This window comes from Glaciimonas sp. PAMC28666, assembly GCF_016917355.1.
Lineage (GTDB): Bacteria > Pseudomonadota > Gammaproteobacteria > Burkholderiales > Burkholderiaceae_D > Glaciimonas.
This window is the reverse complement of sequence record NZ_CP070304.1, coordinates 4,244,492-4,269,784: the sequence shown is the minus strand read 5'-3', so window position 1 is coordinate 4,269,784 and position 25,293 is coordinate 4,244,492. Positions and strand designations below refer to the sequence as shown.

Sequence of the window (25,293 nt, the reverse complement as noted above, 5' to 3'; positions counted from 1 at the left end):
GCGGTGTTACCGGAAGATGAAGTAGAGGTGGTCACGTTAGCGCAGCCTTTTTTGCAACGGATTTGGTTGATGGCGCTTTGACAGCGGCTGCTTTGATGGTCGACTTGGATAAAGACGGCTTGCCGTTGTCAGACTTCGACTTGACGGCCGGTTTACTTTGTTTAGCCTCAGGCTTTTCCTGCCAGTCGGGATAATGTAACCAGGGAAGTACAACCTCAGTCATTTTTGATGCAGCATGCACGGAGCGATCTGCTCGGTGTGCAACCGCGTCACAGGTCGCCTGAATCAGCGCCAGCGCGGCCGCATCCGAGGTCGGCGCCAATAAACGCTCTGTCTGTGCATACAATGTCACGTCGGCCAGCGGCACCAATGGGGAAGTAGGGACATCGGTGAACGCCAGCAGCTGCGCGCCGCGCTCCTTGGCCAACGTCGCCAGCGTGATCGTATCCGTGACATAACGCGGAAAAGCCATCGCAATGACCAAATCACGTTGATCGATTTTAAAAAACTGGCGCGCTGTCTGCGACGGGCCACCCGGGCCTGCCACCGAAATGACGTTGCGGCAATAAGGCTCCAACGCATGCGCCGTTATCCCGGCCAGATGCGCGCTGGCACCAAACCCCAGCACAAAGATGCGATCCGCATTCAGTATCATGCTCACTGCACGATCGCACAGCTCCGGCACCAGCGCACGCCTGGTCGCTTCCAGATTCTGAATATCCGCAGTCAGCGCATTCGCCATAATCTCTGCGCTTGTCGCAGCACGCCCGACCTGGTCGCGCAATTTTTCAACCGGTGCCAACGACGATGCAAAATCCAGCACCAACGCCGCCCGGAACGCCGGATAGCCATCAAACCCAAGCGCATGCGCAAAACGATTCGCCGTCGCCAGAGAAAAACCGACAACGTCAGCCAATTCGTCGATGGTCATCGTCGCCGCCCGGAACACATTCGCCAATACATAATCGGCGGCCTTTCGATGCGCCTTCGACAGCGCAGGATAAACCTTGCCAATCCGTTCAGCGACAGCACTATGGCGCTGCCATGCATTTGCAGTGTGTAGTTGCACCCGGATATCCCATCATTATTATTAACTGATGTAAATATATTCTCAAAACATTTTTATGTAAAGAAAATTTACTTTCATTTTTTTCGCGCTGAAATACGGCGGTGATGCGCCATGGAAAGGCAGACGCGGTGAAGGATGAAGGGTCTGCCAGAATCTTACGCAACAATTTATTTGCATAATGGGCCGGTACAAATGGCGCGGTTCTACCAATACCAACAAGAAACTGCTTAAACGCTCTGCCTCATCGAACATTAATTTGTACGTACCAATACCCGAAAACAGATAAATTTATGCTTAAATACAAAATGTTGCGCAAAGGAAATTACAAAAATATCCACTAGTACTGGTAGATAAAAACTAAATAATAAAATCAACGACATATGAATCACTAAAAGGACAAACACAGAATATGCGCAGCGACCTTACCGGCAAGATAGTCAGTTTTGCATTAGCAGTTGGCGTCGTCACCAGCCTATTTTGGGTAATGTCGAGATCGACGATTCCCGTGCAAGAAACAGTACCACCGTTATTACAAGAATCCAGCAGCTATTCGAATAACGATAACCGCGATCTGGATATGCCGAAAAATCGGGAAACAGATACTTCCTCGTACCATCCGCAAACCCAAGCAACCGAAGCCGATCAGCGACGCCAGATATATAAGTGCGAGTTAAGCAGTGGATCAAGCCATCAAGCCAACTACTCAGATCAAAAATGCTCCGATACGCAAAGAACGACGACCATCAACGTGCGCGAAACGAGCGGCGGATTTATCAGCCCTGATCCACAAACCATCGCAAATACGCGAGCCAAAATTAGAACAGATATGCAGCAGCCAAGCGCAACTGCCATCGTCAACGAATTAGCCGTCAACTACCCCCAATACCCATGTCCATTTCTCGCATCAGAAATAAACGCGATAGACGCAGCGTCGAAAGAACGCAATTCAGGCCAGGCGCAACAGCAGCTTCGATTGAGACGAGAACAGGTCAGGACGCAGCAATTTCGATTGGGGTGTTGAGGCTTCATACGTCGCTAGCCATGAAATTCCGCCTGGGCGTGGCACGCTCTTATTTACACAGATAAAATTGAGAAAAACATTGGTCCCAAACGCCCTGCGAAAGAAGCAAAAACTGCGCGTTTACAAGCCGCTTATACGCGTGCTCATTCTGGAATTAAAAAGGAATCAGGTGAGAAAAAACGAGAAGCACTGGCAGAACTATTGAACAGAGGATATAATTCGACCCCTCTTGGGGCGTTAGCTCAGTTGGTAGAGCAGCGGACTCTTAATCCGTAGGTCGTGTGTTCGAATCACACACGCCCCACCAAGCTACATAAGGCTCTCCGCGGTATTGGGGGAGCCTTTTCATTTTTCGTGGTGGGGGAAGTTTTTTCCAATTTTCCCAATTGCGGTCTTATCTGAGTCAGTTGCAGGGCACGCAAACCAGTTTTTTAACAATACAAAGCCCCGACTTAGCGCCGGGCCTTTGTCATTAGAAAACCACCGTTTTTTGAGTCAGACTGTATTGAGTTAGACAAGGCCGTGGTCGACGATTTTTGTTGGTTTTGATAGCGTAATAGCGTAATACGTACACCGAGCGTGTATTACAATTCGCTTTGTTCCAAAAAAAATCATTAACCCAAGTACAGCCAAATCAATGATCGCCTCATCCCGGCTGACCTGGCCGATCAGCTCGAACGCCCATTCATTCCACCGCAGGAATAAACCGCAACACCTGTGCGAGCCAATGCCAAGTGCGCATAACTTCGGGGTCCACGCACCACCACACCTGGCAATAAAATTACGGCGATTCGAGCGATGGGCGTAACGACTGAACGGTACAGCGACTGCACTGTAAAAAAGTGCAAAGGTGAGACCGGTCAGCAGACCGGCCACGCCGATCGCACTGCTTTGGTCGTGCAACTTAATCCGGATGCGATTATTGTCGCCACCGGCGGACGTCGCGCCGCACCCCATCCCCAGGCGCAGATGACGACGCCGGCAATGAGACGGTTATCATTGTTGTTTAGTCCACACCGATTCTGACGATAGATACTCCTCAAAAATAGTCATTTTGGCTGGCAACGATGGGACACTTCGCTCCGATCATGTCACCGTCTTTACGATTTTCCCTACTTATCGCTAAAACAGGGATAATATATATTTTGCAACAGTTGATAAATCTACAAAACCCCCCGCGCAATAAATTAGGGAGATGCTGATCAACTTGCTGTAATCCTGGTTTAGCGTTTGAAATATGGCGTCGAGGAGCATTGATCCCGGCGACTATCGGCCTTGACTCCAAGGGAGTTTCTGCCATGTATTTATATATATTTTTTAGGGGGTGGTATGAAGAGGTGTGTATTCAATCAAAAGGGTGGAGTTGGCAAGTCAACGATTGCCGTCAATCTTGCAGCAATTGCCGCTTATCAGGGTAGAAAAACACTTCTGATTGACATGGACTCACAGTGCAACTCAAGCCGCTACCTGCTGGGTGACTCTGCCAAAGAAGTCACGCCAACGATTGCCGATTTTTTTGAGGAAATGCTTGGCTATAGTTTTTATCCAAAAGCACCGAACACTTACACACACGAGACACAGTTCGAAAATTTACACGTGATCCCCTCTCATGCAAACTTGGGTGATTTGCAAACAAAATTGGAGTCACGTCATAAAATCTACAAGCTGCGCGATGCCCTGGGCGAGCTGGCCAAGGATTATGATGAGATTATTATCGATACCCCTCCGGCCTATGGTTTTTTTTCCCAGGTGGCCTTGATCGCTTCGGACACCTGTCTCATTCCGTTTGATTGCGATGACTTCTCTCGTGAAGCACTCTACACGCTAATGAATAACATCAGCGAAATCCGTGCCGACCACAATGCCAACCTGCAGATCGAAGGCATTGTCGTCAACCAGTTCCAGCCGCGTGCCAACCTTCCCCAGCGCCTGGTTGATGAGTTGATCGCCGAAGGTCTACCCGTATTAAACAGCAAACTGTCGAGCTCTGTCATTATTCGTGAGTCACACAGCCAGCGTCTGCCCATGATTCATCTTGATAAAAATCATAAATTGAGTAGCGAATTTTTGGCGCTTTATAGCGAGCTTCAGCGAGCTTGATACTTTGTTTGTGTCAGGAAGCGGGAACAGGCATGCATCTAAGTAACGCAATATTACTTCCACTCGTTATTTGTGCCTGTACCGCTGGTTTATGATGGCAATATCTAAAAGCGACAAAGAAGACAAAATTACTTTCCCCTCTGCGGCGTCAAGGCGGCCGCAATCTCACAAGTTTAGTTGATAAAGAATCAGTGCCGCACCACAATGCCGAATTCAACCTGCAACAAAAAAAAGCCCGCATAACCTTACGGTTGCGGGCTAAATCCAAACCTTTGCGGTGTTGGAGGAGACAACTAAACTTTACCACAAAAATGGTGCGGTGCAATACCGTAAAAATACGGTATCTCTTAAAGCCATCATTAATCCACACTGCCCGGGCGTTACATTTTCGACGTTCGGCTGAAAAAGCTTAAAACTACTAAAAGCGTAGGACACCATTCTCTTTTTTGGCGATGCAAAAAATCAATAATTATGATTGCTTTTCCCCTATCTGCGCACTACGCTAAATCAATCGCCTAACGTTGGGTTTTTCGCCTGACCCAAGATTCCCTGCTCTCACTTCGCATCAGGAGATTAATGTGACGGAACCCCGCAAAGGGCAAGCCCCTGCAGTCTTGAAAAGAGATGAATTTCACCTGGAATTTCGACGCTCCTTTATCGATCCAACCTTTGATGCAGTGAAATTGGAAATTGATAAAGTCGAGCAGGTGGCGTGGGAAAACTATATCAATGGCAATAAATCGCCCATCACCGAAAAGGCCGGATCTGAATTTGAGGACCCTGCCTATGATCTGTCGGTTGAATGGAAAGCCACCCGCGATACATTGATTAAAGCGGAAGCGCGCCAAAAGGACCCTGCGACCAAATCGCGGGTGTTGCTGATTTGTGGTTCGGCGCGCAATGATGGCAGTTGTCCGGGCGAAATTTCCAAAAGTTTCCGTTTGGTTAAATACGCTACCGAGACATTGGAAGCACAAAACATTGAGGTCGATTTACTGGATTTGAGCCTGCTCATTTCCGACTACGACAAGCATATTCATCCGTGCAAAGGCTGTGTCTCAACGGCCATGCCGTTATGTCATTGGCCGTGCAGCTGCTACCCGAATCATGGTCAGCGCCAGACCAATGACTGGATGGCTGACATCTACGAAAAATGGGTCTCCGCGCACGCCGTCATTATCGTCACGCCGGTATATTGGTATCAAACGCCATCGGTCTTAAAGCTCATGATCGACCGCCTGGTTTGTGCCGACGGCGGCAATCCCGATCCGACCACCACCTCCGGCAAAAACGCGCAGAAAGCTAAAGATCTCGAGTTAAAGGGATGGCCCTATCCGAAGCATCTGAGTGGCCGTGGTTATGGTCTGGTGGTGCATGGTGACGTGGCGGGAATTGAAGGTGTGCGGCGCGGCCTGTCGGACTGGCTGGATTGGATGGGCCTGATCGATGCGGGCACTTCTGCACGACTGGACCGGTTTATCGGCTATTACGAATCGTATGCGGAAAGCCACGAAGTATTGGATCGCGATTTGGCGGTGCAGGAGGAGGTGCGCAATGTTGCCCGCGCCGTGGCAAATGCGGTCGGAAAAATACGGGCGGGAGATTTTACACCGCCGGATGCGGAGTTGAAACGACCTCGGCCGAAATAGATTGGTGCGGATAGATCGTCGTCTTGGCTAAGGCTGGATACCCCTCGTCATCGGGCAGAAAGCAGCATCACCAGAATCTTTTTCAAAAAGTTTGCGCTTACTGCAAATCTCCGCTATCGTTTGCTGGTCCCCGATAAAGAGGGGAACAGGTTTGATCGCCTGATGCAAAAATGCGCACGAACCGCGCAATGCGGTTTTTTTACGTGTGTCTGCCTTTGTTCGTCCTTTATGGGCGGCGATGGCGGGGAAGCCTTAGGGCTTGCTGGTTTTCATTTTTGCGCCGGTCGATCAACCCTGTCATTTGCCGCCCTCCCCGTTTGATCGCGGGACGCGGCTTAACCGCAAAAATGGAGTCAACAATGCCTCGTACCGTCACTCATGCACATTCCCGTTTAGGAATCAATCAATACGTTATTAGCCAACCCAGCGCCGTAACAACTCCGGCGCTTGCCGATAATACTATTGGGGGGATTCAATCATGAGCGAACCAACCCAGAATGATCCGTCATATTCACCGGAACCAAAAGCACTGCATCAGCCGTTTTCATGGCTGCCCGCCCATCATCAATTAAACGCGTCTGCACAGTTTTACGCCCTGACAAAAGATGTCTGTCAAGGCATACAAACCTGCGTTGATTTGGCCCATTTCAGCGTCATGGACAGAGGCAGTGATACAACGCCAGTGCTGAATATCGAAGACACGGACCGCCTGCTTCGATTGGCGGTGACGTCATCCAGGATGCTGGCGCAAATTGCGGCGGTACATATTGACGGACTGGATGATCGCGCTATCAGGAAGCCGACATAACGCGGTCTTAAAGAAGGTTGCGGTGACATCAAGCTTATCGTAAGAGGATGCCATCGCGTTGATATTGCGTACCAAAAAATTTTTCTGAACGAATCTGGGTTCCGAATACTGGTGTCCAGCATGACGTCAAACGCCATGTCGGACATCGCCATTTGCACAGCCATGAATGAGCGTGATGATCAGAGCTTAAAATTTGCCCGCTATCGATCAAACGATCATAAGGCGATTTCACAAAAATTCACATATTATTGCCTTCGTTCAACCCTGAATTGCCCCTTTTTCCTCTAAAATCTTCCCTGCCGCTTTGGCGGATGGTCGTCAGCACAACGTTGATACCATTGAAGCAACTTTATTGGAAGCGAGAATGCAGTTAAAACGGTTAAGTGCTCTGCTGGCATTGTCTGGCACATTGGTACTGAGTGGGTGTAGTTCGGTCGTGACCGAAGGCGGGTCTGCGGCGGCAGGGGTTGCCGGTACCGTGATAGCGACAAAGGTCACCAATAACGCTGCGGTGGCTGCCGGTATTGGCCTTGGTGTGCAGGCGGCGGCACGCGCCGGGATACAGTACGAACAGCGCAAGATCCATGCAGAAGAGCAAGATGTGATCGCAACTGCAGCGGGCGACCTTGCTGTCGGCGCGGTAATCAACTGGCAGGTGAAACATTCGCTGCCGCTGGAAGACAATGAACGCGGTCGCGCTACCGTGAGCAGGATCATCAGCAGCCAAGGCATGGATTGCAAGGAAATTGTATTTTCCATCGATGGCCTGGTCGATAAGCTTCCGAATGCTACAACCGAATTTTATGTAGCGACGATCTGCCGTTCCGGTGCATCCTGGAAATGGGCATCGGCAGAACCGGCAACTGAGCGTTGGGGAGCATTGCAGTGATGCGGCGTGATGGGTTGTCGCACAAAACCGTTGTGGGTACGCTGTTGTTCATCGCAGCAGCAGGGCTAAGCGGTTGCAGCAGCATCGGTGGGTTTGCGGGTGCCGCGGCCGGTGTTGCCAGCGGTGCGGTGACCTCAAATCCGGCAGTCGGCTATGCGATCGGTCTGAGCGTACAGGCTGCCACCGATGCGACCACCAAATATGTGTTCCGCAATTGGCAGAAAGCGGAGCAGGATGAAATCGCGGCAGTGATCGGCAATCTTGAGGTTGGCCAGTCGCACAACTGGGCGATCGTTCATTCCGTCAACTATGGCAACGAACACGGAGAAGTGCGCGTCACCCGTCTGATCGATACACCACTGGCTTTGTGCAAGGAGGTGATCTTTTCGGTTGATACTGGAGATGGCCCGACGTTGCAGCGCGCCTGGTACGTCACTAGCGCTTGTCGTAGCGACGATGTGTGGAAATGGGCGGCAGCAGAGCCTGCGGCAGAGCGGTGGGGCAGTTTGCAATGAGGACCGTAAAATGGTCCCCCTTATTCCGTTGGTAAGGTCAGGTTTGTAAAGCGCACCAGGAAATCGATCAGCTGGTCGGTGGCTTCGCCGCCAGCGTTTTCATCTCCGGCCGCAACGGCATTCGCCACCGCGGCATACAGCCGCGCGGTTTCGGCAAAATCGCCTTCGTGGCCCAGATGAAAATACCAAAATCGCCGAGACACCGAAAACAATGTCGCCGCCGTTTCCGCAGCGATTACGTTGCGCGCTGACTTCGCTAGCATTTTGTTGAGTTCGTCGCCCAGTCTTAGAAATCCTTTTACATCACCAGCGGCGGCTGTTTGTTCGATTTGCTTCGCTAGCTCACCAATCAATGTGCGTTCGACCGCGGTCGAGCGGCGCGCTGCGGCACGGGCGATCAGGCGATCAAGCACTCTGCGTGTTTCTAATACCTCAAGCTGTTCGCGGACATCTACATTGGTGACGACGACGCCGCGCCGTGGAAGAATTTCTATCAGATGCTCACGTGAAAGGCGTTGTAACGCTTCGCGAACTGGCGTGGTGCCGATACCGATCAGTTTGCTAAGAATCGTTTCAGAGACGACCTCACCGGGGACCAGCTCCAACGTGACAATCATTTCTTCGATACGTCGATGCGCTTCCCCGGTCAAAGACACTTTGGTCGAAATCTCAAGTGTCATATCAGTGCCACCCGATCAGATTGAGAGGATTAACAACGTAGAAAAAATGAGGATTATGTGTGCACATTAGCTGTAGGGATTCTTAGGAGACCGGTGATTTAATCAGTTACGTTCGCACACTCAAGCGCCACCCATGTTATCTCAACTCCCACGGATCACCTAAACAGAGCTTAAGGGAGGCCAAAGAATTAGCGGCACACAGCAGACAGGACCCGCTAGATATAAACATTATCTCGGCGCTCGGCGGGCAATGAAAAGCCAGCCGTAGATTGCGAAATTAGCAATGAGGACCACACCTGCAAGAACTAACTGAATGTCTCTGGAGAGGCCTGCGGGATAGATCATCGGCACAAAATAATGTTCAACGAAGCCACCCGCGTATCCAGATTCACCTGCCTTGGCGCGCAGGAAATTCTCGACAACCGTGAGAGGGCAAATCCGCCCGGATAGTTCTACAAAAAATCCCCACGCGGCGGCTGGCAAATGCGCAGCGATGATCCAACGCCACCGCGTCGCTAACGCGGCTCCGAGAAGGACGAACGCGATAAAAGTGATGTGAAGCAGCAGGACGGCATCGGCGGATAAACGATAGAGCATGATGTTGATGGCACATTTGTATCTGCCAACCCTTTTATGATGGAAGCGGCCAATTTACAGCTGCGATCGTTTTATTATGGCTGCGACTAGCCGATCATGGCGCAATAGGCGGCAGCATCAAGGAAGATGGCAGCGTCGAAATCGGCGTCTGGCTGTAACTTAAAAATCCATTGTACGTAAGGCGCGGCGTTGATGGCTTCTGGCGTTTCGTTGAGTACTTCATTGACGCTCAGCACCGTGCCGGAGACCGGTGCGTGAACGTCGGATGCGGTCTTGTTCGATTCGACCACGCCAGCGTCGGCCCCGCCTGTGAGCTGAGCCCCGATCTGCGGCAACGCCACATAGACCAGAGAACCAAGCTGCTCCTGCCCGAAATCGGTGATACCGACGGTCAGGCTGCCATCAGCTTCGATGCGTATCCATTCGTGCGTTTCGGTATAGACAACATCAGTGGGAAATGCGGTGGACATGAGGTTTCCTTTGAAGGTGGTGTGTAACAAGCAAACTATACCGCTGATGGAAAAACGGGCTCACCCAGATTTAGCATCAGGCGATTGGCCCAGGCAAAAATGGCGACCGAATGCACCAGATCGAGAATTTCCAGATCCGTCAGCCCAACATCTTTAAGCGCCTTGATCGCCACCGCATCGACAGCGTCGGGCGCATCGGTGAGCGCGGCCGAAAAGGTGGAAATCGCCTGTTCGCGAGCATCGATACCGGCGCTGTAAGGATCGTCAAATACCTGCTGTACGGTGTCGTTGCGCTTGGCCATCTGCTCGAAACGCTGCGCATGCACTGACGCGCAGTAAACGCAGCCGTTAATGCGGGAGACGACCATTGCTCCCAGTTCCCGTTCCGCGCGCGACATGCCACCGGGCGCATACATGATGGCGTTAAAGGCCGCTGAACGCTGGCGCAAAATATCCGGCTGGTGACCTAGAAACAGGTAGTAATCCGACGTGCTGGCTTTTGGATGGCTTTCCGCCAATACCTTGAGCTGGTCTTCGCTGGCGGCGTTCAGGTCAATGACGTCAAGCCATGCTTTCCATTCCAGCACTTCATTGGTGAATCCGTGGGATTTGATGATGGCGCTCATGCTGGTTGCTCCGAAAGTTGCGCGGCGTCTTGCATGGCCTTGAGGCTGGCGACCACGCGTACCTGATACGAAATGAATGCAATCAACTGGGCCAGCACCACCACTGCCGGTGTGCTGATGCCGACGGCTGGCAAGCTTTGCAGCGCCGCCTGATCACCTTCCACCGGACGCTGCGTGAGCGCACGCGTGAAGAGCAGCATGGCGCGCAGCCGACCGTCCGGCAATTGATCCGGCGCATCGGTTTCTACGGCGGTCAGCTCGGTGGGCACTGGCAACAAGCTAGTCAGCCGGTCGCGATAGTGCGCTGCCAAAGTGGCGGCACCGCTAAGGCAGCAGGCATATAACGCTACCAACAAGCGTTCGTTCAGGCTGATGCCGGCAAGACTGGGATCGAACAGCGTGTCATAACTCCCCTGAGTGGCGGCGACCACTTTTTTGCGCTGATGACGCAAATCGTAGGTGGCGCTGCCGGATTGCAAACCTACCAGCCTATCGACTACGTCGTGGTCAGCGCTGGTTTCCGTTACTGGATTATTCATGACATCATTCCTCGTTAAATGTTGGGGGTTCGGCTGGACAGGTCTGCGGTGGAGTCGGACTGCTGCGTGATTCGGCCGCTTTTTTCAGGAAGGCCAGAGCATGCTGCCAGGAATCACAATCGGCACGGGCGTTCGCGGCTGGATTGCCGCCACCGGTGCTAATGCGGCTCGAGACGGGATGGGCATAACTGAGTTGGGTGGTCGGGACGTAGGGAAACAGGATGGCGTGACCGGCGTCCTGATAATCGCACCATTGCACCGAATACGGGTGCTCAACCTCGTTCAGCTTATCGCTCACCATACGGCAATACTGACTGGACGGCCACGAACCATCGTCAGTGGCCGACACTAGCAACACTGGTGCCTTAATCAGTTCTACCGGGATGCGCGCGCGCGCCACAGCGTCCCCATCTTGCAAGGCGGTGAGCATGGCCAAGGCGTGACGATGGGGCGATGGCCCTTCATCGAAGGGTGCCCAAGTGGCGAAACGATTATCCTGCCATTGATGCGGCAAGGGCTTGCCTTGCAGCAGCCAGGTCGGCCCTTCCCGCCCGAGGGCCGGATCAGCAGCATTCTGGCCGCTGTGCACCAGCGCACTAGGTACATAGGCCAGCACAGCGGAAACTTTTTCCGGAAAGGTCGCGGCCAGCAGCAGCACCAGTTCGCCGCCACGCGACTGGCCGCTTAACGCTACAAAACCGTGCTCGGGTTGCAATTCGTGCCGCATCCAGTCCAGACCCCGGGCAAAATATTCCAGTGGTGTATTGGAGATATAGTCGGACAAACCGGGTGCCTTGAAATAGGCTAGTGCCAGCGCCATCACGCCGCGTGACGCATATAAGGCGGCGCGTGCTGCATTGATGCCGCCACCCGATCCATTGAGTATCATCACCGCCGGATGCGGGCCGGGACCGGCCGGCGTAAACAGCGTACCGACCAAGCCGTGGCCTTGCGTGTCGTCCTTACGCAATTCACGCCGTTTGACGCCCTCTGCGCACAGCCGTTGCACCAGCACGGCATTGGCAGTATCTTCGCCGCTACGCGCTTCGAGCACCGTTTCCAGCGGCGCGCTGACGTCGGCATGGAATACTTCGCGACCGCCGGCCAGTTGCGGCGTCTGCGACCATAGCAGACCCATTGCCGACACCCCGGCATAATCGCTTGTACCCTCACCGTCCAAAGGCAACGGCGCGATTTGCGTCAAGTCCACTTCGCCCGCAGCATCGGCCCTAAAGTACGCACGGCTGTGCCATTGCACACCCGCACGCAGTGTCTGGCTGACGATCTCAACCACGGCACCGGGGGCTGCGCCGCTGACGATAATGCGACGTGGCACATCGATCAAATCATCCACTGGCGCAACATTGAGCGTTAAGGCTGACATTGCCGCCCCCTCTTATTTCTGACCGTCGCGCGTGACCATCATCGCGGTGGTGCGATCGCTGCTGGCAGGCGTGACCTTCAAGCCTTTCTTGGCGGCCCACACATTTTGATAGTGATACAGCGGAATCACGCCGACATCGTCAGACACGATTTTGACCGAATTACGAAGGATGGCTTCACGCTTGGCGGAATCGAATTCGACCGTGGAATCTTCCAGCGCCTTGTCCACGGCCGGGTTGCTGTAGTAGCCCCAGTTTGACGCGCCGAGACCTTTCTTGGCATCTACCGTGGCCAACACGTTGACCAGCGCATAACTGGCTTCGCCGGTGCCGTTACCCCAGGCTAGCATACTGACGGCGAATTCATTTTTGTTGGCACGCGCAGCATAGGCGGCCCATGGCAGAACTTCTACCTGCGTCTTAACACCAATCCGGGTCCAGAATTGCGCCACCGCCTGTGCCGTTTCTGGCGCTTGCGGGTAGCGGTCGTTTGGCACATGGATGGTCAGTTTGAAACCGGCCGGGAAACCCGCGTCAGCCAGCAATTTTTTGGCCTGAACGACATCGTTAGGGATATTTTTGACGGCGGGGTTGTAACCATAAGTGCCGCTCGGCATCCACTGATTGGCTTCCGATGCAGCGCCTTGCAAAATACGGTCTACAATCGCCTTGCGGTTGATCGCCAGCGACAGCGCACGGCGCACCCGCACGTCAAGCAACGGGTTCTTGTCTAACTGCTTGCCATTGTTATCGGTGATGTAAGGGCTGGGACCTTCGTGGAAGCTCGGTTGCAGCAACAATACGCGCAGGCCAGCGTAGGGATAGACCTTAACGTTGGGTGACTGCTTCAGGCGCGTCAGGTCTGATACCGATACTTTGTCGATCACATCCACGTCGCCCGACAAAAGGGCGGCGGTACGCGCGGCGGCATTGTTGATGTAGCGGTAATTGACTTTTTGCCAGAGTTGCTTAGGCCCCCAGTAGGTATCGCTGCGTTCCATCACCACGCGATCGCCCGGCGTGTAGGAGACAAATTTGTAAGGACCGGAGCCGACCATGGCGGCACCGCTGTTATAGTTTTCGGTGGTCGATTTCTCGCCGACATGTTTGCTGACGATATGCACAGACGCCAGATTCAATGGCAGATCGGGATTTGGGATATTGGTCTTGATGACTAACGTCAACGGGTCCTTGGCGGTGACTGATTCGACCGTGCGCAGGTAACCGGCGAAGGTGGCCAGACTGCCCGGCACGCTGCGGGCGCGTTGGTAGGAGAAGATGACATCGTCGGCAGTGAACGGTTTGCCATCTTGCCATTTGACGTTAGGCCGTAGCTTGAATTCCCAGGTCTTGGGATCGATATTTTTCCAGCTCACCGCCAAGCCAGGTTGCAGCTTGTTGTAATTGTTTTCCACCAGCAAATCCCAAAAATGCAGGTCCACCGAGCGGTCTCCGGCATGATTATTCAATTGCGGATCGATGGAGGATAGCGGATCGGCAAAGGCAATATTAAGTGTTTGCGCACCAGTCGCGCCAGTGCTGACCAGGGCTGCTGCGAATAAACTGGAGAGTAGCGTTTTTTTCATCATTTTCCTCGGTGGATTTTGGTAATTGATATCTCTAACTAAGCAAATCAGGCTGCATCGTTTAAATGACAAGCGCTCTGATGCCCGGCCGCAATCTGTTTCAGCACCGGGGCCTGGTCCCGGCAGCGCGCCATGGCGTGCGGGCAGCGCGGGTGGAAATGACAGCCCGATGGGGGTGCCAGCGGGCTGGGAATTTCGCCCTTGATGGCGGTAAATTGTTTCTTGCGCACCGTCAGACTCGGCACTTCCGCCAGCAAGGCCTGCGTATAGGGATGATTGGGGCGCGTGAACAAATCGTCGACGCCGGCACTTTCAACCACACGGCCCAGATACATGATCACTACGCGATCCGAGACATGTTCCACCACGCCCAGATCATGGCTGATGAACAAATAAGTGAGATTTAACTGTTCCCGCAAATCCGTGAACAGATTGAGAATCTGCGCCTGGATGGATACGTCTAGCGCAGCGACAGCTTCATCGCACACCAGCATCTGCGGTTGCACCGCCAACGCCCGCGCAATGCCTATGCGCTGACGCTGACCGCCACTGAACTGGTGCGGATAGCGGTCGCGTAACTGTGGGTCCAGTCCAGCGCGCAACATTTGTGCGCAGACATAATCATCTAATTCAGCACGGCTGACCTTGCCGTGAATCAGCGCCGCCTCGCCGATAATCTGATCGACACGACGCCGTGGATTGAGACTGGCGTAGGGGTTCTGGAAAATCATCTGTATCTTCAGCTTGGCATCATGCTCTTGCTGCGAAGACAATGTGGTGCGATCCTGACCGTCGATCAGCACCTGACCTGCCGATGGCAGCAACAAGCCACTGACCACGCGGCCGAGCGTCGATTTCCCGCATCCCGACTCGCCCACCAGGCCGACAACTTCTCCCGGATACACTTGCAGATCGAGATGATCCAACGCGCGCGTGACCGGTGCTGGTTGCACCCAGCCGCGCGCCTGCATCATTTTTGCGACAGTGCTCAGGCGACGTTCGCCAAAACGTTTGCTCACATCTTTGACTTCCACCAGAGGCGGCATATTTTCCTGACTCATAAGGCCTCTCCATTGGCGTTGACTTGACTGCCAGGATGAAAACAGCGAACGAAATGCGCAGGCGCTGTTTCACGCAAGGCAGGTCGTTCGATGCAAACCTCGCTAACGCGTTCACAGCGCGCCGCGAACGCGCAGGTCGGCGGGAGATGCAGGAGATTCGGCGTCATGCCGGGAATTTGACGCAAGCGTTGCCCGCGCCGGTTATTGCTGGGCAGACTGCCGATCAGGCCGCTGGTATAGGGATGTAAGGGACGGTCCAGTACGTCGGCCACGCTACCCTGCTCCACAATGCGGCCCGAATACATCACCGCGACCTGATCGGCCAATCCTGCCACGACCGATAAATCATGGGTAATCCAAATCAGTGCCGTGCCGTGGAGACGCGCCAGATTCTGGACTTCGGACAGAATCTGCGCCTGTATTGTCACATCCAATGCAGTCGTCGGTTCGTCGGCAATGATCAGGTCAGGCTTATGCAGCATGGCAATGGCAATTGCCACGCGCTGACGCATGCCGCCCGATAACTGATGCGGATACGCCAACAGCCGTTCCTCGGGGCTGGGAATTCCCATCATGCCGAGCGTGTCACGTGCCAGTTCGCGCGCTTGCGTGTGACTTGCCTTGCTGTGCGCGCGGACCGCTTCTATCATTTGCGCATCCACCCGCAGCACTGGGTTGAGTGTCATCATCGGGTCCTGAAAGATCATTGCAATGCGGTTGCCTTGCAGTGCGCGCATTTCTTTAGGACTAAGCTTGGTCAGGTCGCGGCCCTGGAACAAAATTTCGCCACTGACGATCTTCCCCGGCGCATCCACCAGACCGAGTATGGAAAAACCCGTCACCGTCTTGCCGGAACCGGATTCGCCAACGAGCCCGAGAATTTGTCCGCGTTCGAGCTTGAGCGAAACATCATCGACCGCTGGCAAGACGCCTTCACGGGTAAAGAAATGCGTGCGCAGATTGCGCACTTCCAATGTTGGCACGCTCATTTCTGATACCTCGGATTCATCACGTCGCGCAGGCGATCGCTCACCAGGTTGATCGCAACAATGACAATTAACAAGGCAATGCCGGGATAAAAACTGATCCAGTATTCGCCAGACAACATGGTTTGATAACCGTTGGAAATCAGTAATCCTAACGATGGTTCGGTAATCGGCACGCCCAGGCCGAGGAAGCTGAGTGTGGCTTCCAGCGTGATGGCACGGGCGATCTGCAAGGTACAGACCACGATCAGCGGCGGCAGGCAATTGGGCAAGATGTGATACACCATGATGCGCCAGGCAGGCAGACCCAGGCCGCGCGCGGCTTCGACGTATTCCTTTTGGCGCTCGACCAGCGCCTGGCCACGCGCCGTGCGCGCATAGTAGGCCCATTCCAGCACGACCAGTGTCACCATCACATTCATGATGCCCTTGCCGAGATATGCCAGAATCAGCATCGCCACCAGTATCGATGGGAACGACAAGACCAGGTCTGCCGACCGCATCAGCAACGCATCGGTCTTGCCGCCGACATAAGCCGCCAGTAACCCGGCCATGGTGCCGATCAGGCCAGCGATCAGCGCTGAGCCGACACCGATGCCGACGCTGATGCGCAAGCCGTAGAGAATCCCCGAAAACAGATCGCGGCCCTGACCGTCCGTGCCCAGCCAATAAGTGAAAGTGCCCAAGCCATTGAGCGTGCCCGGATGCAGACGAGCGTCCAGCACATCCAGTTGCATCAGATCATAAGGGTTTTGCGGCGTCAGCCAGGGTGCCCCCAGCGCAGCAATAATTAATAGCGCGGACACCACCAGACCCAGCACGGCTATTCTGGATTCCAGGAAATTGGATGCCATGCGACGCCATGGTGATTCACGCAAAGGCGGTGGTGGCAAAGACAGCGCCGTGATGTCGGCCAGCGCTTCCGGCAACACCGGTACCGGCTGTTTGAGCGGTTGGTTCATGCGCGCACCTCCACGCGCAAGCGCGGGTCCAGGAATTTATACAATACGTCCACTAGCAGATTGAGCGTCACAAACAGGCAAACGATGACCATCATGTAGGCCACAATCACTGGCCGGTCGAGCGAGTTAATGCTGTCCAGAATGAGTTTTCCAGCACCCGGCCAGGCGAAGATGCTTTCTGTGACCACCGCAAATGCGATAGTCGAACCCAGTTCCAGGCCCAGCACCGTGACCAGCGGAATCATCGTATTGCGCAACACATGGTTGAGTACCACTCGCAGCGGTGAGAGGCCCTTGGCCCGCGCAAATTTGACGAAATCCATAGGCAAGACTTCGCGTACATTGGCACGGGTCAGGCGAATTACCAGCGAAATTTTGAACAGTGCCAGATTGATCGCCGGCAAAATCATGTGGCGCAAACCGTCGGCCGTGAGCCACGACCATTGCACGCCGAATAGTTCGGCCGTGGTGCCGCGTCCGCCCGAAGGTAGCCATCCCAGCGTCACGCTGAAGGCCATGATAAGCATCAGGCCAATCCAGAACGTGGGCAAAGAAAAGCCTAAAATGCTGCCCGTCATGACCAGTTTGGAAAAAATACTTTCTGGAAACAGCCCGGCCAGCAGACCCAGCGGAATACCGATCACCACGGCCATGATCAATGCCGCAAACGCCAATTCCAGGGTGGCCGGAAAACGCTGCAGTATCAGTTTGATAGCCGGCTCGTTATAGACAAAACTGTTGCCCAGATTGCCATGCAAGGCGCCATTCAAAAAGGCCAGATACTGACGCCACATCGGCTGATCCAAACCCAGTTCGTGAATGATGCGCAAACGATCCACCTGATCTACGTCCTGGCCGATCAGAATATCGACCGGATTGCCGATCAGGTACAGGCCGAAGAAGACGATCACTGTCATTAGCAGCACCACCATCAGGGCTTGCAGGACGCTGCGCATTATGGCGATGCTCATCGCGCTCCTTCCGTGGCCGCAACTAGCGCGGCAATTTCTTCGGCGCTGGCAGCGGCCGGTGTCCATTCGTCGCCGTTCAGTTCGGGCTCAACATACCGTTGCATATTCAGATAATGCATGTCGATATCTTCACCGAACAATAACGCCGCAATTCCTTGCGCGAGACGTTGCGCGCCGTCGCTGATGGCGGGAATATCGCCCGACAGCGTGCCATGGCTGAGCACTGCCGGATAACAGAAGCAATGCACGCGCTCCAGGCCCGGCAGCGCGCCCGCCTGCTTTTGCTGAAATTCAAATACCGGGCCCAGATCCGGCGATTCTGCCAGTTCCTCGTCTTCGTCGCCGACCGGCGGCGTGTAGCGCTCGCTCCAGGTGCGGACGTGCGGCGCGATGATGGAAAACTCTGGGCGTGCCGCCAGATTGATAACGAAGCCAGTGGAAAAAATAAGAAAATCCAGCGCGAAAACGCCACGCGGCGTCCGCACGCGCAGGCCCTCTTCGCTTACGGCGATGGCGTTGATCGGCGCCCCCAACAGGAAACGCGCATTCGCATGCCGCGCCACGCGCATCACACTGGCGCTGGGCGGTGGCGTCTGTTGCTGGTTGATGTAATGGCGGACGCGCCATTTCCATGCATCCGGCAGATTGAAGTGGCCATTAGTCAAACCGGGACTGCCAGCGCCTTTGCCCTTATTGACACGCGGCAGTTCGTGCCGACGTATCAGCAAATCGACGCGTGCCGCCCCCGCTTCCAGCGCCGTTGCGGCGCTATCCATGGCAGAAGCGCCAGCCCCGATGACACCTACCCGCAGACCGGCCAGCAAGTTGTAATCCATGACATCAGAAGAATGCGCCCAGCATTCACGCGGCAGGCTCTGTGCAATTGGCGGCACGGTAGCGCCGCCGAGGCCGTCGCGGCCGGTCGCCAGCACCACGCGGCGCGCGAACACCGTGAATGTGCCGGACGGGGCGCTGATGGATAATTCCACCACACCGTCGGCGCGCGGCCTGATGGCATCGATGCGGTGTTCGTTACGCACATCCAGATTCAGCACACGCCGATACCAGCGCAGATAATCCATCCATTGCAACCGTGAAATCTTGTCTAGCGCTTCCCAAGCCTCAATCCCCCATTGCGCTTCATACCAGGCGCGGAAGGTCAGCGCCGCAAAACCCAGCGCCGGTCCAGTAAGTTTTTTTGGCGAACGCAGGGTCTCCATACGCGCCGTGGTGGCCCATGGCCCTTCGAAACCGGCCGGTGACTGATCGTAAATTACCGCGCCAATTCCCAGATGATGCAAGGACGCCGCCGCCGCCAAACCAGCTTGACCGCCGCCGATAATCGCTACGTCCAACACCCGGCTGCCTTCCCTTGTAAGGCTCGGCACCCAGGATTTGGCGGGTAATTCGAGCACTGCCAGATCTTGCTGCAGACGCGCTTCAAGCAGCGCGAGGCCCGCGGACGAAGAAGTAGCGGATGCAATATTGGAAGCGGTAAGGGAAACGTTCAATGGCGCGGCTCCTGATGCAATAATTGCGGGCGGTAATACGGGCAGTCGTACGGACGGTCTGAACCATGCTAAGTGTTCACAACAAATTATCGTGTTCGGCCGCTTTGCGTTTTATGAAGCCGTGCAAAATATTGCGCGCCGCCGTCTCCAGTGCGCCGATGAGCGAATCAATAACGCTGTCGTTGGGCTTGCCGTAAGGCGTAACAACGCCAAAATAAAAGGGAACATGGACCGCCAACGGGCGCACCGTCAGCCCGTCTATCGGCATGCCCAGCGCCGTCATCGGCTCCACCAGCGCCACGCCTAAGCCAGCCCGCACGGCCATGATGGCATTAAACGAAGTATTGGTTTCCATAGCCACGTTGAGCGGCGCTCCGTCGCGGCACAACGCCTCGTCGATGCGCTGACGCAAACGGTAGCGATTAGACAAGGTAATGATGCGTGAGTCGCGTAAATCCTGCGCACTTATTTCGCTACAATTAGCCAGCGGACTATCGGCGCGCATCACGGCCACGCACGGCGCTTCACCGATCCAGTGCAGATCAAGACCGCGATGCGCAATTGGTAAGCTGGTCAAACCCAGGTTCACTGTGCGATGCAAGACAGAATGCACTACTTGTTCGGCCGAAGCGCTGCGCAAATGGATGTGTTCCGGCAAGGTGCCGCCCTGCTCTCGCACCAATTGCAAGGCTGCGGGAGCAATCGTCGAAGCCAGCGCCGCCGTAGCCACCAAATGAATCGCCTGTAACCGGTCGCGGCCAATTTCTGCAGCCCGTTCCTGGATGGTGCGCAAGCCCACTAGTGAACGCTCCACTTCTTCATAAAGCAGAAAGGCGCGGTCAGTCGGCGTCACGCGTGGACCGTTACGATCAAACAACGCATAGCCAATTTCGCTCTCCAGATCCTGGATCGCTTTGCTGACCGCTGGCTGCGAACGGCCGAGACTGCGCCCCGCACCCGTCACGCTGCCTATCGTCATAACTGCCGAAAAAGCTTCCAGTTGATTGAGATCCATAAGAGCTTATTTATATCAATTTAGAATTATATACGGCTATGTATTTCATTTTAGTATAATAGTTTTGCATAAGTTAATGCGAAAAAAATTTTAGGATTGAGGTTGGGTGTCGTCATTTCGACCGCACTGCGGCGTTAACCAGCTTGGGAAATGGCTTGCTGAGGCGGGATCAGGGGGGTATTGACAAAATGCGACTACTAAAATTGTTTAATAGTTATTTTTCTTTGCGTTTTTTTCGATACTGCCGCTAACAGCCTGAAGGTGTACGATTATCCGACCTCGCCGTATCGGCCAGATCGGTTTGTAATCCCATCGATCTCGCGCCAACCATTTTGCGCCAGTCGTTAAGCGCAGACGCAGAAAGTCGACCATGCCGTGGCGACGAAAAAATGCTTACATCAATCGACTTCGCGCTTCCACAACGTCAAAGCCCGCTGCAGGGCGGGCTTTTTGGAATTTAGTGTTATTTGATACTACTGTTACCGAGGTTATCGATGCGCCTGCAACCACTCACGCAATGCGCCGTTCATTTTGGTTTGCCAGCCATCTCCTTCACGCTTCAACGCGTCAACAATATCAGCATCCAGGCGCATAGTTATTTGCTCTTTCGTGCCACTTCCGAAAGGACGACCACGTACCCGCACAGGTTTAAGCTCCGCTAATTGCACATCAGTCCAAGGCAGATTGTCGGAATCGGATAATGCGGCCGCCGTAATTGCAGGGTCTTCCTCCGCTGACGGATAAATAATTTTACGTTTGTCCGTCATAGTATTTCACCTCTCGCAGATTTGCCTTTCTCAGGCTGATCACTCGGCGACCTTCCGGTCGATCTACAAATGACGCGCTATAGATGCGACCGTCTAACTCTGCCCAACATCATTGACGCGACGCCCGTAGTTATTTCGCGCATCTTTCCATATCAACGCAAATCCCCGGTCCATTTTGCTGGATCCGCCAGCGAGGTGCCATGTCTGTCTACATTTACGGCATCTTTGATAGGGGCGAATGTTGTTTCGATTCAATTATTGTAGTTATGAATATTATTTAGATCAATTAATATTTGTAGCTACGTTAATAAAAAATCAATCCGGTATCTAAAAGGTTTCATATGCCATTTTTAAACCCTCCAGCATTTTGCATCAGGTCATGTAAGCGGCAGTGATCCTGCGCTCGAACCTAACGGCTACCTCCGCATTCCGGAAAAGAGCAATACTCTCAACGAAGACGTCAATGGTTGCAAAAGTGCTGCCCGACATTCGAGCACATCCATGACCAACTCCACCTTTTTTTGCGTCGCCATTGAATTTTGATACAAGGAATTAGTCAAAAATACGAACCCATGGCATTAACCGAAAGAATACCGTTACCCAATCCACCAAAAAGGTTTACTTGCCACTTCAAACCGATACCAACGTATACGTGCCCCAACGACAAAGCCCGCTATAGGGCGGGCTTTGAGGGGTTTAGTGCTGTTTGATACTACCGTTTACTACCGTCTACTAACGTTCAAATCATTCCCATTCAATCGTCGCCGGAGGCTTTCCGGAAATGTCGTAGACAACCCGGTTTATTCCCCGCACTTCATTGATGATGCGATTGGATACACGCCCTAAAAGTTCGTACGGCAGGTGTGCCCAGTGCGCTGTCATGAAGTCTTGGGTCTGTACGGCGCGCAATGCCACAACGTATTCATAAGTACGACCATCGCCCATTACGCCCACCGACTTAACCGGTAAAAATACGGCGAACGCCTGACTGGTTTTGTCGTACCAGGATTCACCGCTTTCGTCTTTGGTATTCCGCAATTCGTCGATAAAAATCGCATCCGCACGACGTAACAAATCGGCGAATTCTTTTTTGACTTCACCCAAAATGCGCACGCCTAAGCCTGGGCCGGGGAACGGATGACGGTATACCATCGCATGCGGCAGGCCTAATGCGACACCTAGTTTGCGAACTTCGTCTTTGAAGAGTTCCCGTAGCGGTTCAAGTAACTTCAGATTCAATGTTTCTGGGAGGCCGCCAACATTGTGATGACTCTTGATGGTGGCGCCTTTTTTGCCCTTGCCAGCGCTTTCGATGACATCGGGATAAATTGTCCCTTGTGCTAGCCATTTAGCGTTTTTCAATCTGGCTGATTCGACCTGGAAAACTTCGACGAATTCACGGCCGATAATTTTGCGTTTGGCTTCCGGATCAGTGACGCCTGCGAGATGTCCCATAAACTGATCGGTGGCATCCACACGAATGACTTTGACGCCAAGATTTTCGGCGAACATTTCCATCACCATGTTGCCTTCATCGAGACGCAGCAAGCCGTGATCGACAAATACACAGGTTAATTGATCGCCGATGGCGCGATGAATCAGGGCTGCTGCGACACTACTATCGACGCCGCCTGATAAACCGAGAATAACCTCATCGGTGCCAACTTGTTTGCGGATTGATTCCACCGCTTCGGCGATGTAGTCGGGCATGTTCCAGTCAGGTTTGCAGCCACAAATATCGACGACGAAACGCTTGAGAATAGCTTCGCCCTGGTCAGTGTGCGTCACTTCCGGGTGGAACTGCACCCCGTAAAACTGACGTTCTTCGTCGGCTATGCCGGCAATCGGGCAGTTCGTGGTCGATGCCATCAACTTAAAGCCGGGCGGCATTTGATCCACTTTGTCGCCATGGCTCATCCATACTTTCAACATCCCGTGTCCGTCCGGTGTGACGAAATCGCTGATATCTTTTAATAACGCCGTATGTCCGCGTGCGCGCACCTCGGCGTAACCGAATTCGCGTACTTTACCCATTTCGACCTTGCCGCCAAGTTGTTCGGCCATGGCTTGCATGCCGTAACAAATACCGAACACCGGCACGCCCAATTCAAATACCGCTTGCGGCACGCGTGGGGTATCACCTTCGGTGACGCTATTCTGTCCACCGGACAGGATGACCCCAGCGGCCCCGTAGTTGCGAATGAATTCGTCCGATACGTCGTAAGGATACACTTCGGAAAATACGCCGGCATCACGCACGCGACGTGCAATCAGCTGAGTAACTTGGGAACCGAAATCGATAATGAGTATTTTTGAGTGCATGATGTGCGCCTAAATAGCGTAAAAAATAAAATGTAAATCCGAATCTGGAACGACAACATCTGTAACTACAACCACGAACGAAATACTTGAGCTGACGACGAACAGAGCTCCGGCAAACGGCAGCAAGCACATCTGCTCACGCCAAAACCACAAGCGCCACGTGCGGTAAAACCACACGTGGCGCGAAGTTCACAGACCGCACTTCAGTTATCACATCGCTCAGTTGCGACACCCATCACCGGAAAGCTGATTACTCAGTCCGATAGTTCGGCGCTTCCTTGGTGATCTGCACATCATGTACGTGCGACTCGCGCATACCGGCTGAGGTGATTTGCACGAATTCAGCCTTACTTTGCAAGTCTTCAATGGTCGCACAACCACAATAGCCCATCGAGGAACGAACGCCACCGATCATCTGATACAGGATCGTGAGGACGCTACCTTTGTAAGGTACGCGCCCTTCAATGCCTTCAGGGACAAACTTATCGGCCTTGCTTGCTGAGTCTTGAAAATAGCGATCAGCAGAGCCATCCGACATCGCGCCCAGGCTACCCATGCCGCGATACGATTTGTAACTACGACCCTGAAACAGAATGACTTCGCCCGGCGCTTCTTCAGTGCCGGCAAACATGCTGCCCATCATCACAGTTGATGCGCCGGCGGCTAACGCTTTGGCAATATCGCCAGAGAAACGCACGCCACCATCAGCAATCACAGGTACGCCCGTCCCTTTGAGGGCTGCGGCGACGTTTGCAATGGCCGAAATTTGCGGTACGCCAACGCCGGCCACAATACGGGTGGTGCAAATCGAACCTGGCCCAATGCCGACTTTAACGCCATCGGCACCGTGTTCCACCAATGCCAATGCTGCTGCGGCAGTGGCGATATTGCCGCCAATAACGTCAACGCCGGGAAAGTTTTGTTTGACCCATCTGACGCGATCCAGCACGCCCTTTGAATGACCGTGTGCGGTGTCGACCACGATAACGTCAACGCCTGCCTTGACCAGCATGGCAATACGTTCTTCGTTATCAACGCCTACACCCACAGCTGCACCAACGCGCAGCTTACCGTGCTCATCTTTGGATGCCAACGGATGTGTCGTGGATTTTTGAATGTCTTTAACGGTGATTAAACCACGCAACTCAAATGCGTCATTGACCACCATGACACGCTCAAGGCGGTGTTTATTCATGAGGCGCTTGGCTTCGCTCAGATCGGCACCGTCCTTGACGTAGACCAGTCTTTCACGAGGCGTCATTTTGGCGCGTACTTCCGCGTCAAGTTCTTCCTCGAAACGCAAATCGCGGTTAGTAATCACACCAACCAGGCTTTTACCTTCGACTACCGGAAAACCGCTGATACCATGCTGTTCAGACAACGCAATAACGTCACGAATAAGCATGGTGGGTGGAATCGTAATGGGATCGCGCACCACGCCCGACTCAAAACGTTTGACCTTGGCGACTTCGCGCGCTTGCTCTTGCGCTGTCAGATTTTTATGGATGATACCAATACCGCCCTCTTGGGCCATGGCGATAGCGAGGCGTGCCTCGGTAACCGTGTCCATTGCCGCTGACAATAGGGGTATGTTCAACGTGATGTTGCGCGTCAAACGTGTCTTAAGGGTAGTATCTTTGGGAAGTACGTCCGAATAAGCCGGAACCAACAGCACGTCATCGAATGTGAGTGCATTTTGAACAAGACGCATAGCTTTTCCTATAGGCGCAAAACCGAATTATACAGAAATCTTAACAACTCGTCGCC

Annotated in this window: 24 protein-coding genes and 1 tRNA gene; 8 read left to right on the top strand and 17 right to left on the bottom strand. The window is 53.7% G+C overall.

The window, feature by feature from the left end; translation table 11 throughout:
* Positions 1-31: 31 nt before the first annotated feature.
* Positions 32-1,069, bottom strand: a complete 1,038-nt coding sequence (locus JQN73_RS18155) for a MurR/RpiR family transcriptional regulator (protein ID WP_205320368.1) — start codon at positions 1,067-1,069, stop codon at positions 32-34.
* Between the two features lie 409 nt (positions 1,070-1,478).
* Between JQN73_RS18155 and JQN73_RS18150 the strand changes: the two genes are divergently transcribed.
* From JQN73_RS18150 to JQN73_RS18115, 8 genes are all read left to right on the top strand, one after another.
* Positions 1,479-2,090, top strand: a complete 612-nt coding sequence (locus JQN73_RS18150) for a hypothetical protein (protein ID WP_205320367.1) — start codon at positions 1,479-1,481, stop codon at positions 2,088-2,090.
* Positions 2,091-2,321: 231 nt separating this feature from the next.
* Positions 2,322-2,397 (top strand) — tRNA-Lys (locus JQN73_RS18145).
* 491 nt (positions 2,398-2,888) lie between these two features.
* Complete coding sequence (locus tag JQN73_RS18140; protein WP_205320366.1) at positions 2,889-3,116, top strand: hypothetical protein; 228 nt, start codon at positions 2,889-2,891, stop codon at positions 3,114-3,116.
* A gap of 303 nt (positions 3,117-3,419) precedes the next feature.
* Positions 3,420-4,190 (top strand): ParA family protein, encoded by a 771-nt coding sequence (locus JQN73_RS18135; RefSeq protein ID WP_205320365.1) that lies wholly within the window; start codon positions 3,420-3,422, stop codon positions 4,188-4,190.
* A 578-nt stretch (positions 4,191-4,768) separates the two neighbouring features.
* Positions 4,769-5,839, top strand: coding sequence for a flavodoxin family protein (locus JQN73_RS18130; protein WP_205320364.1), 1,071 nt, complete (start codon positions 4,769-4,771; stop codon positions 5,837-5,839).
* A 478-nt stretch (positions 5,840-6,317) separates the two neighbouring features.
* The gene (locus tag JQN73_RS18125; protein ID WP_205320363.1) at positions 6,318-6,647 is read left to right on the top strand and encodes a hypothetical protein; all 330 of its coding nucleotides are present in this window, start codon (positions 6,318-6,320) and stop codon (positions 6,645-6,647) included.
* 364 nt (positions 6,648-7,011) lie between these two features.
* Positions 7,012-7,536: a hypothetical protein gene (locus tag JQN73_RS18120; protein ID WP_205320362.1), complete on the top strand. Its 525-nt coding sequence runs from the start codon at positions 7,012-7,014 to the stop codon at positions 7,534-7,536.
* Positions 7,536-8,051 carry a hypothetical protein gene (locus JQN73_RS18115; protein WP_205323448.1) on the top strand — a complete coding sequence of 172 codons (516 nt, stop codon included), beginning with the start codon at positions 7,536-7,538 and terminating at the stop codon, positions 8,049-8,051. The genes JQN73_RS18120 and JQN73_RS18115 overlap by 1 nt, the downstream gene beginning before the upstream one ends.
* Before the next feature lie 20 nt (positions 8,052-8,071).
* Here JQN73_RS18115 and JQN73_RS18110 read toward each other — a convergent pair whose 3' ends face one another.
* The 16 genes from JQN73_RS18110 to guaB all read right to left on the bottom strand — a co-directional run bounded on the left by JQN73_RS18110 (position 8,072) and on the right by guaB (position 25,237).
* The gene (locus tag JQN73_RS18110; protein WP_205320361.1) at positions 8,072-8,731 is read right to left on the bottom strand and encodes a GntR family transcriptional regulator; all 660 of its coding nucleotides are present in this window, start codon (positions 8,729-8,731) and stop codon (positions 8,072-8,074) included.
* 228 nt (positions 8,732-8,959) lie between these two features.
* The gene (locus tag JQN73_RS18105; RefSeq protein ID WP_205320360.1) at positions 8,960-9,328 is read right to left on the bottom strand and encodes a DUF2784 domain-containing protein; all 369 of its coding nucleotides are present in this window, start codon (positions 9,326-9,328) and stop codon (positions 8,960-8,962) included.
* 86 nt (positions 9,329-9,414) lie between these two features.
* Positions 9,415-9,798, bottom strand: a complete 384-nt coding sequence (gene gcvH / locus JQN73_RS18100) for a glycine cleavage system protein GcvH (RefSeq protein WP_205320359.1) — start codon at positions 9,796-9,798, stop codon at positions 9,415-9,417.
* Positions 9,799-9,833: 35 nt separating this feature from the next.
* Positions 9,834-10,424: a peroxidase-related enzyme gene (locus JQN73_RS18095; protein ID WP_205320358.1), complete on the bottom strand. Its 591-nt coding sequence runs from the start codon at positions 10,422-10,424 to the stop codon at positions 9,834-9,836.
* Positions 10,421-10,963 carry a CMD domain-containing protein gene (locus tag JQN73_RS18090; RefSeq protein ID WP_205320357.1) on the bottom strand — a complete coding sequence of 181 codons (543 nt, stop codon included), beginning with the start codon at positions 10,961-10,963 and terminating at the stop codon, positions 10,421-10,423. The genes JQN73_RS18095 and JQN73_RS18090 overlap by 4 nt, the downstream gene beginning before the upstream one ends.
* Before the next feature lie 4 nt (positions 10,964-10,967).
* The gene (locus JQN73_RS18085) at positions 10,968-12,347 is read right to left on the bottom strand and encodes an acyl-CoA thioesterase/bile acid-CoA:amino acid N-acyltransferase family protein (RefSeq protein ID WP_205320356.1); all 1,380 of its coding nucleotides are present in this window, start codon (positions 12,345-12,347) and stop codon (positions 10,968-10,970) included.
* Between the two features lie 12 nt (positions 12,348-12,359).
* Positions 12,360-13,931, bottom strand: a complete 1,572-nt coding sequence (locus JQN73_RS18080) for an ABC transporter substrate-binding protein (RefSeq protein ID WP_205323447.1) — start codon at positions 13,929-13,931, stop codon at positions 12,360-12,362.
* A gap of 47 nt (positions 13,932-13,978) precedes the next feature.
* Positions 13,979-14,992: an ABC transporter ATP-binding protein gene (locus JQN73_RS18075; protein ID WP_205320355.1), complete on the bottom strand. Its 1,014-nt coding sequence runs from the start codon at positions 14,990-14,992 to the stop codon at positions 13,979-13,981.
* The gene (locus JQN73_RS18070; RefSeq protein WP_205320354.1) at positions 14,989-15,981 is read right to left on the bottom strand and encodes an ABC transporter ATP-binding protein; all 993 of its coding nucleotides are present in this window, start codon (positions 15,979-15,981) and stop codon (positions 14,989-14,991) included. The genes JQN73_RS18075 and JQN73_RS18070 overlap by 4 nt, the downstream gene beginning before the upstream one ends.
* The gene (locus tag JQN73_RS18065) at positions 15,978-16,940 is read right to left on the bottom strand and encodes an ABC transporter permease (RefSeq protein WP_205320353.1); all 963 of its coding nucleotides are present in this window, start codon (positions 16,938-16,940) and stop codon (positions 15,978-15,980) included. The genes JQN73_RS18070 and JQN73_RS18065 overlap by 4 nt, the downstream gene beginning before the upstream one ends.
* Positions 16,937-17,911 carry an ABC transporter permease gene (locus tag JQN73_RS18060; protein WP_205320352.1) on the bottom strand — a complete coding sequence of 325 codons (975 nt, stop codon included), beginning with the start codon at positions 17,909-17,911 and terminating at the stop codon, positions 16,937-16,939. The genes JQN73_RS18065 and JQN73_RS18060 overlap by 4 nt, the downstream gene beginning before the upstream one ends.
* The gene (locus JQN73_RS18055; protein WP_205320351.1) at positions 17,908-19,422 is read right to left on the bottom strand and encodes an NAD(P)-binding domain-containing protein; all 1,515 of its coding nucleotides are present in this window, start codon (positions 19,420-19,422) and stop codon (positions 17,908-17,910) included. Before JQN73_RS18055 ends, JQN73_RS18060 begins: the two co-directional genes overlap by 4 nt.
* Positions 19,423-19,498: 76 nt before the next feature.
* Positions 19,499-20,437, bottom strand: coding sequence for a LysR family transcriptional regulator (locus tag JQN73_RS18050; protein WP_205320350.1), 939 nt, complete (start codon positions 20,435-20,437; stop codon positions 19,499-19,501).
* A 488-nt stretch (positions 20,438-20,925) separates the two neighbouring features.
* On the bottom strand, positions 20,926-21,204 hold the full coding sequence (locus JQN73_RS18045; protein ID WP_205320349.1) for a BrnA antitoxin family protein: 279 nt from the start codon (positions 21,202-21,204) through the stop codon (positions 20,926-20,928).
* 744 nt (positions 21,205-21,948) lie between these two features.
* Positions 21,949-23,526 (bottom strand): glutamine-hydrolyzing GMP synthase, encoded by a 1,578-nt coding sequence (gene guaA / locus JQN73_RS18040; protein WP_205320348.1) that lies wholly within the window; start codon positions 23,524-23,526, stop codon positions 21,949-21,951.
* A gap of 250 nt (positions 23,527-23,776) precedes the next feature.
* Positions 23,777-25,237, bottom strand: coding sequence for an IMP dehydrogenase (guaB, locus tag JQN73_RS18035; RefSeq protein ID WP_205320347.1), 1,461 nt, complete (start codon positions 25,235-25,237; stop codon positions 23,777-23,779).
* Positions 25,238-25,293 lie beyond the last annotated feature (56 nt).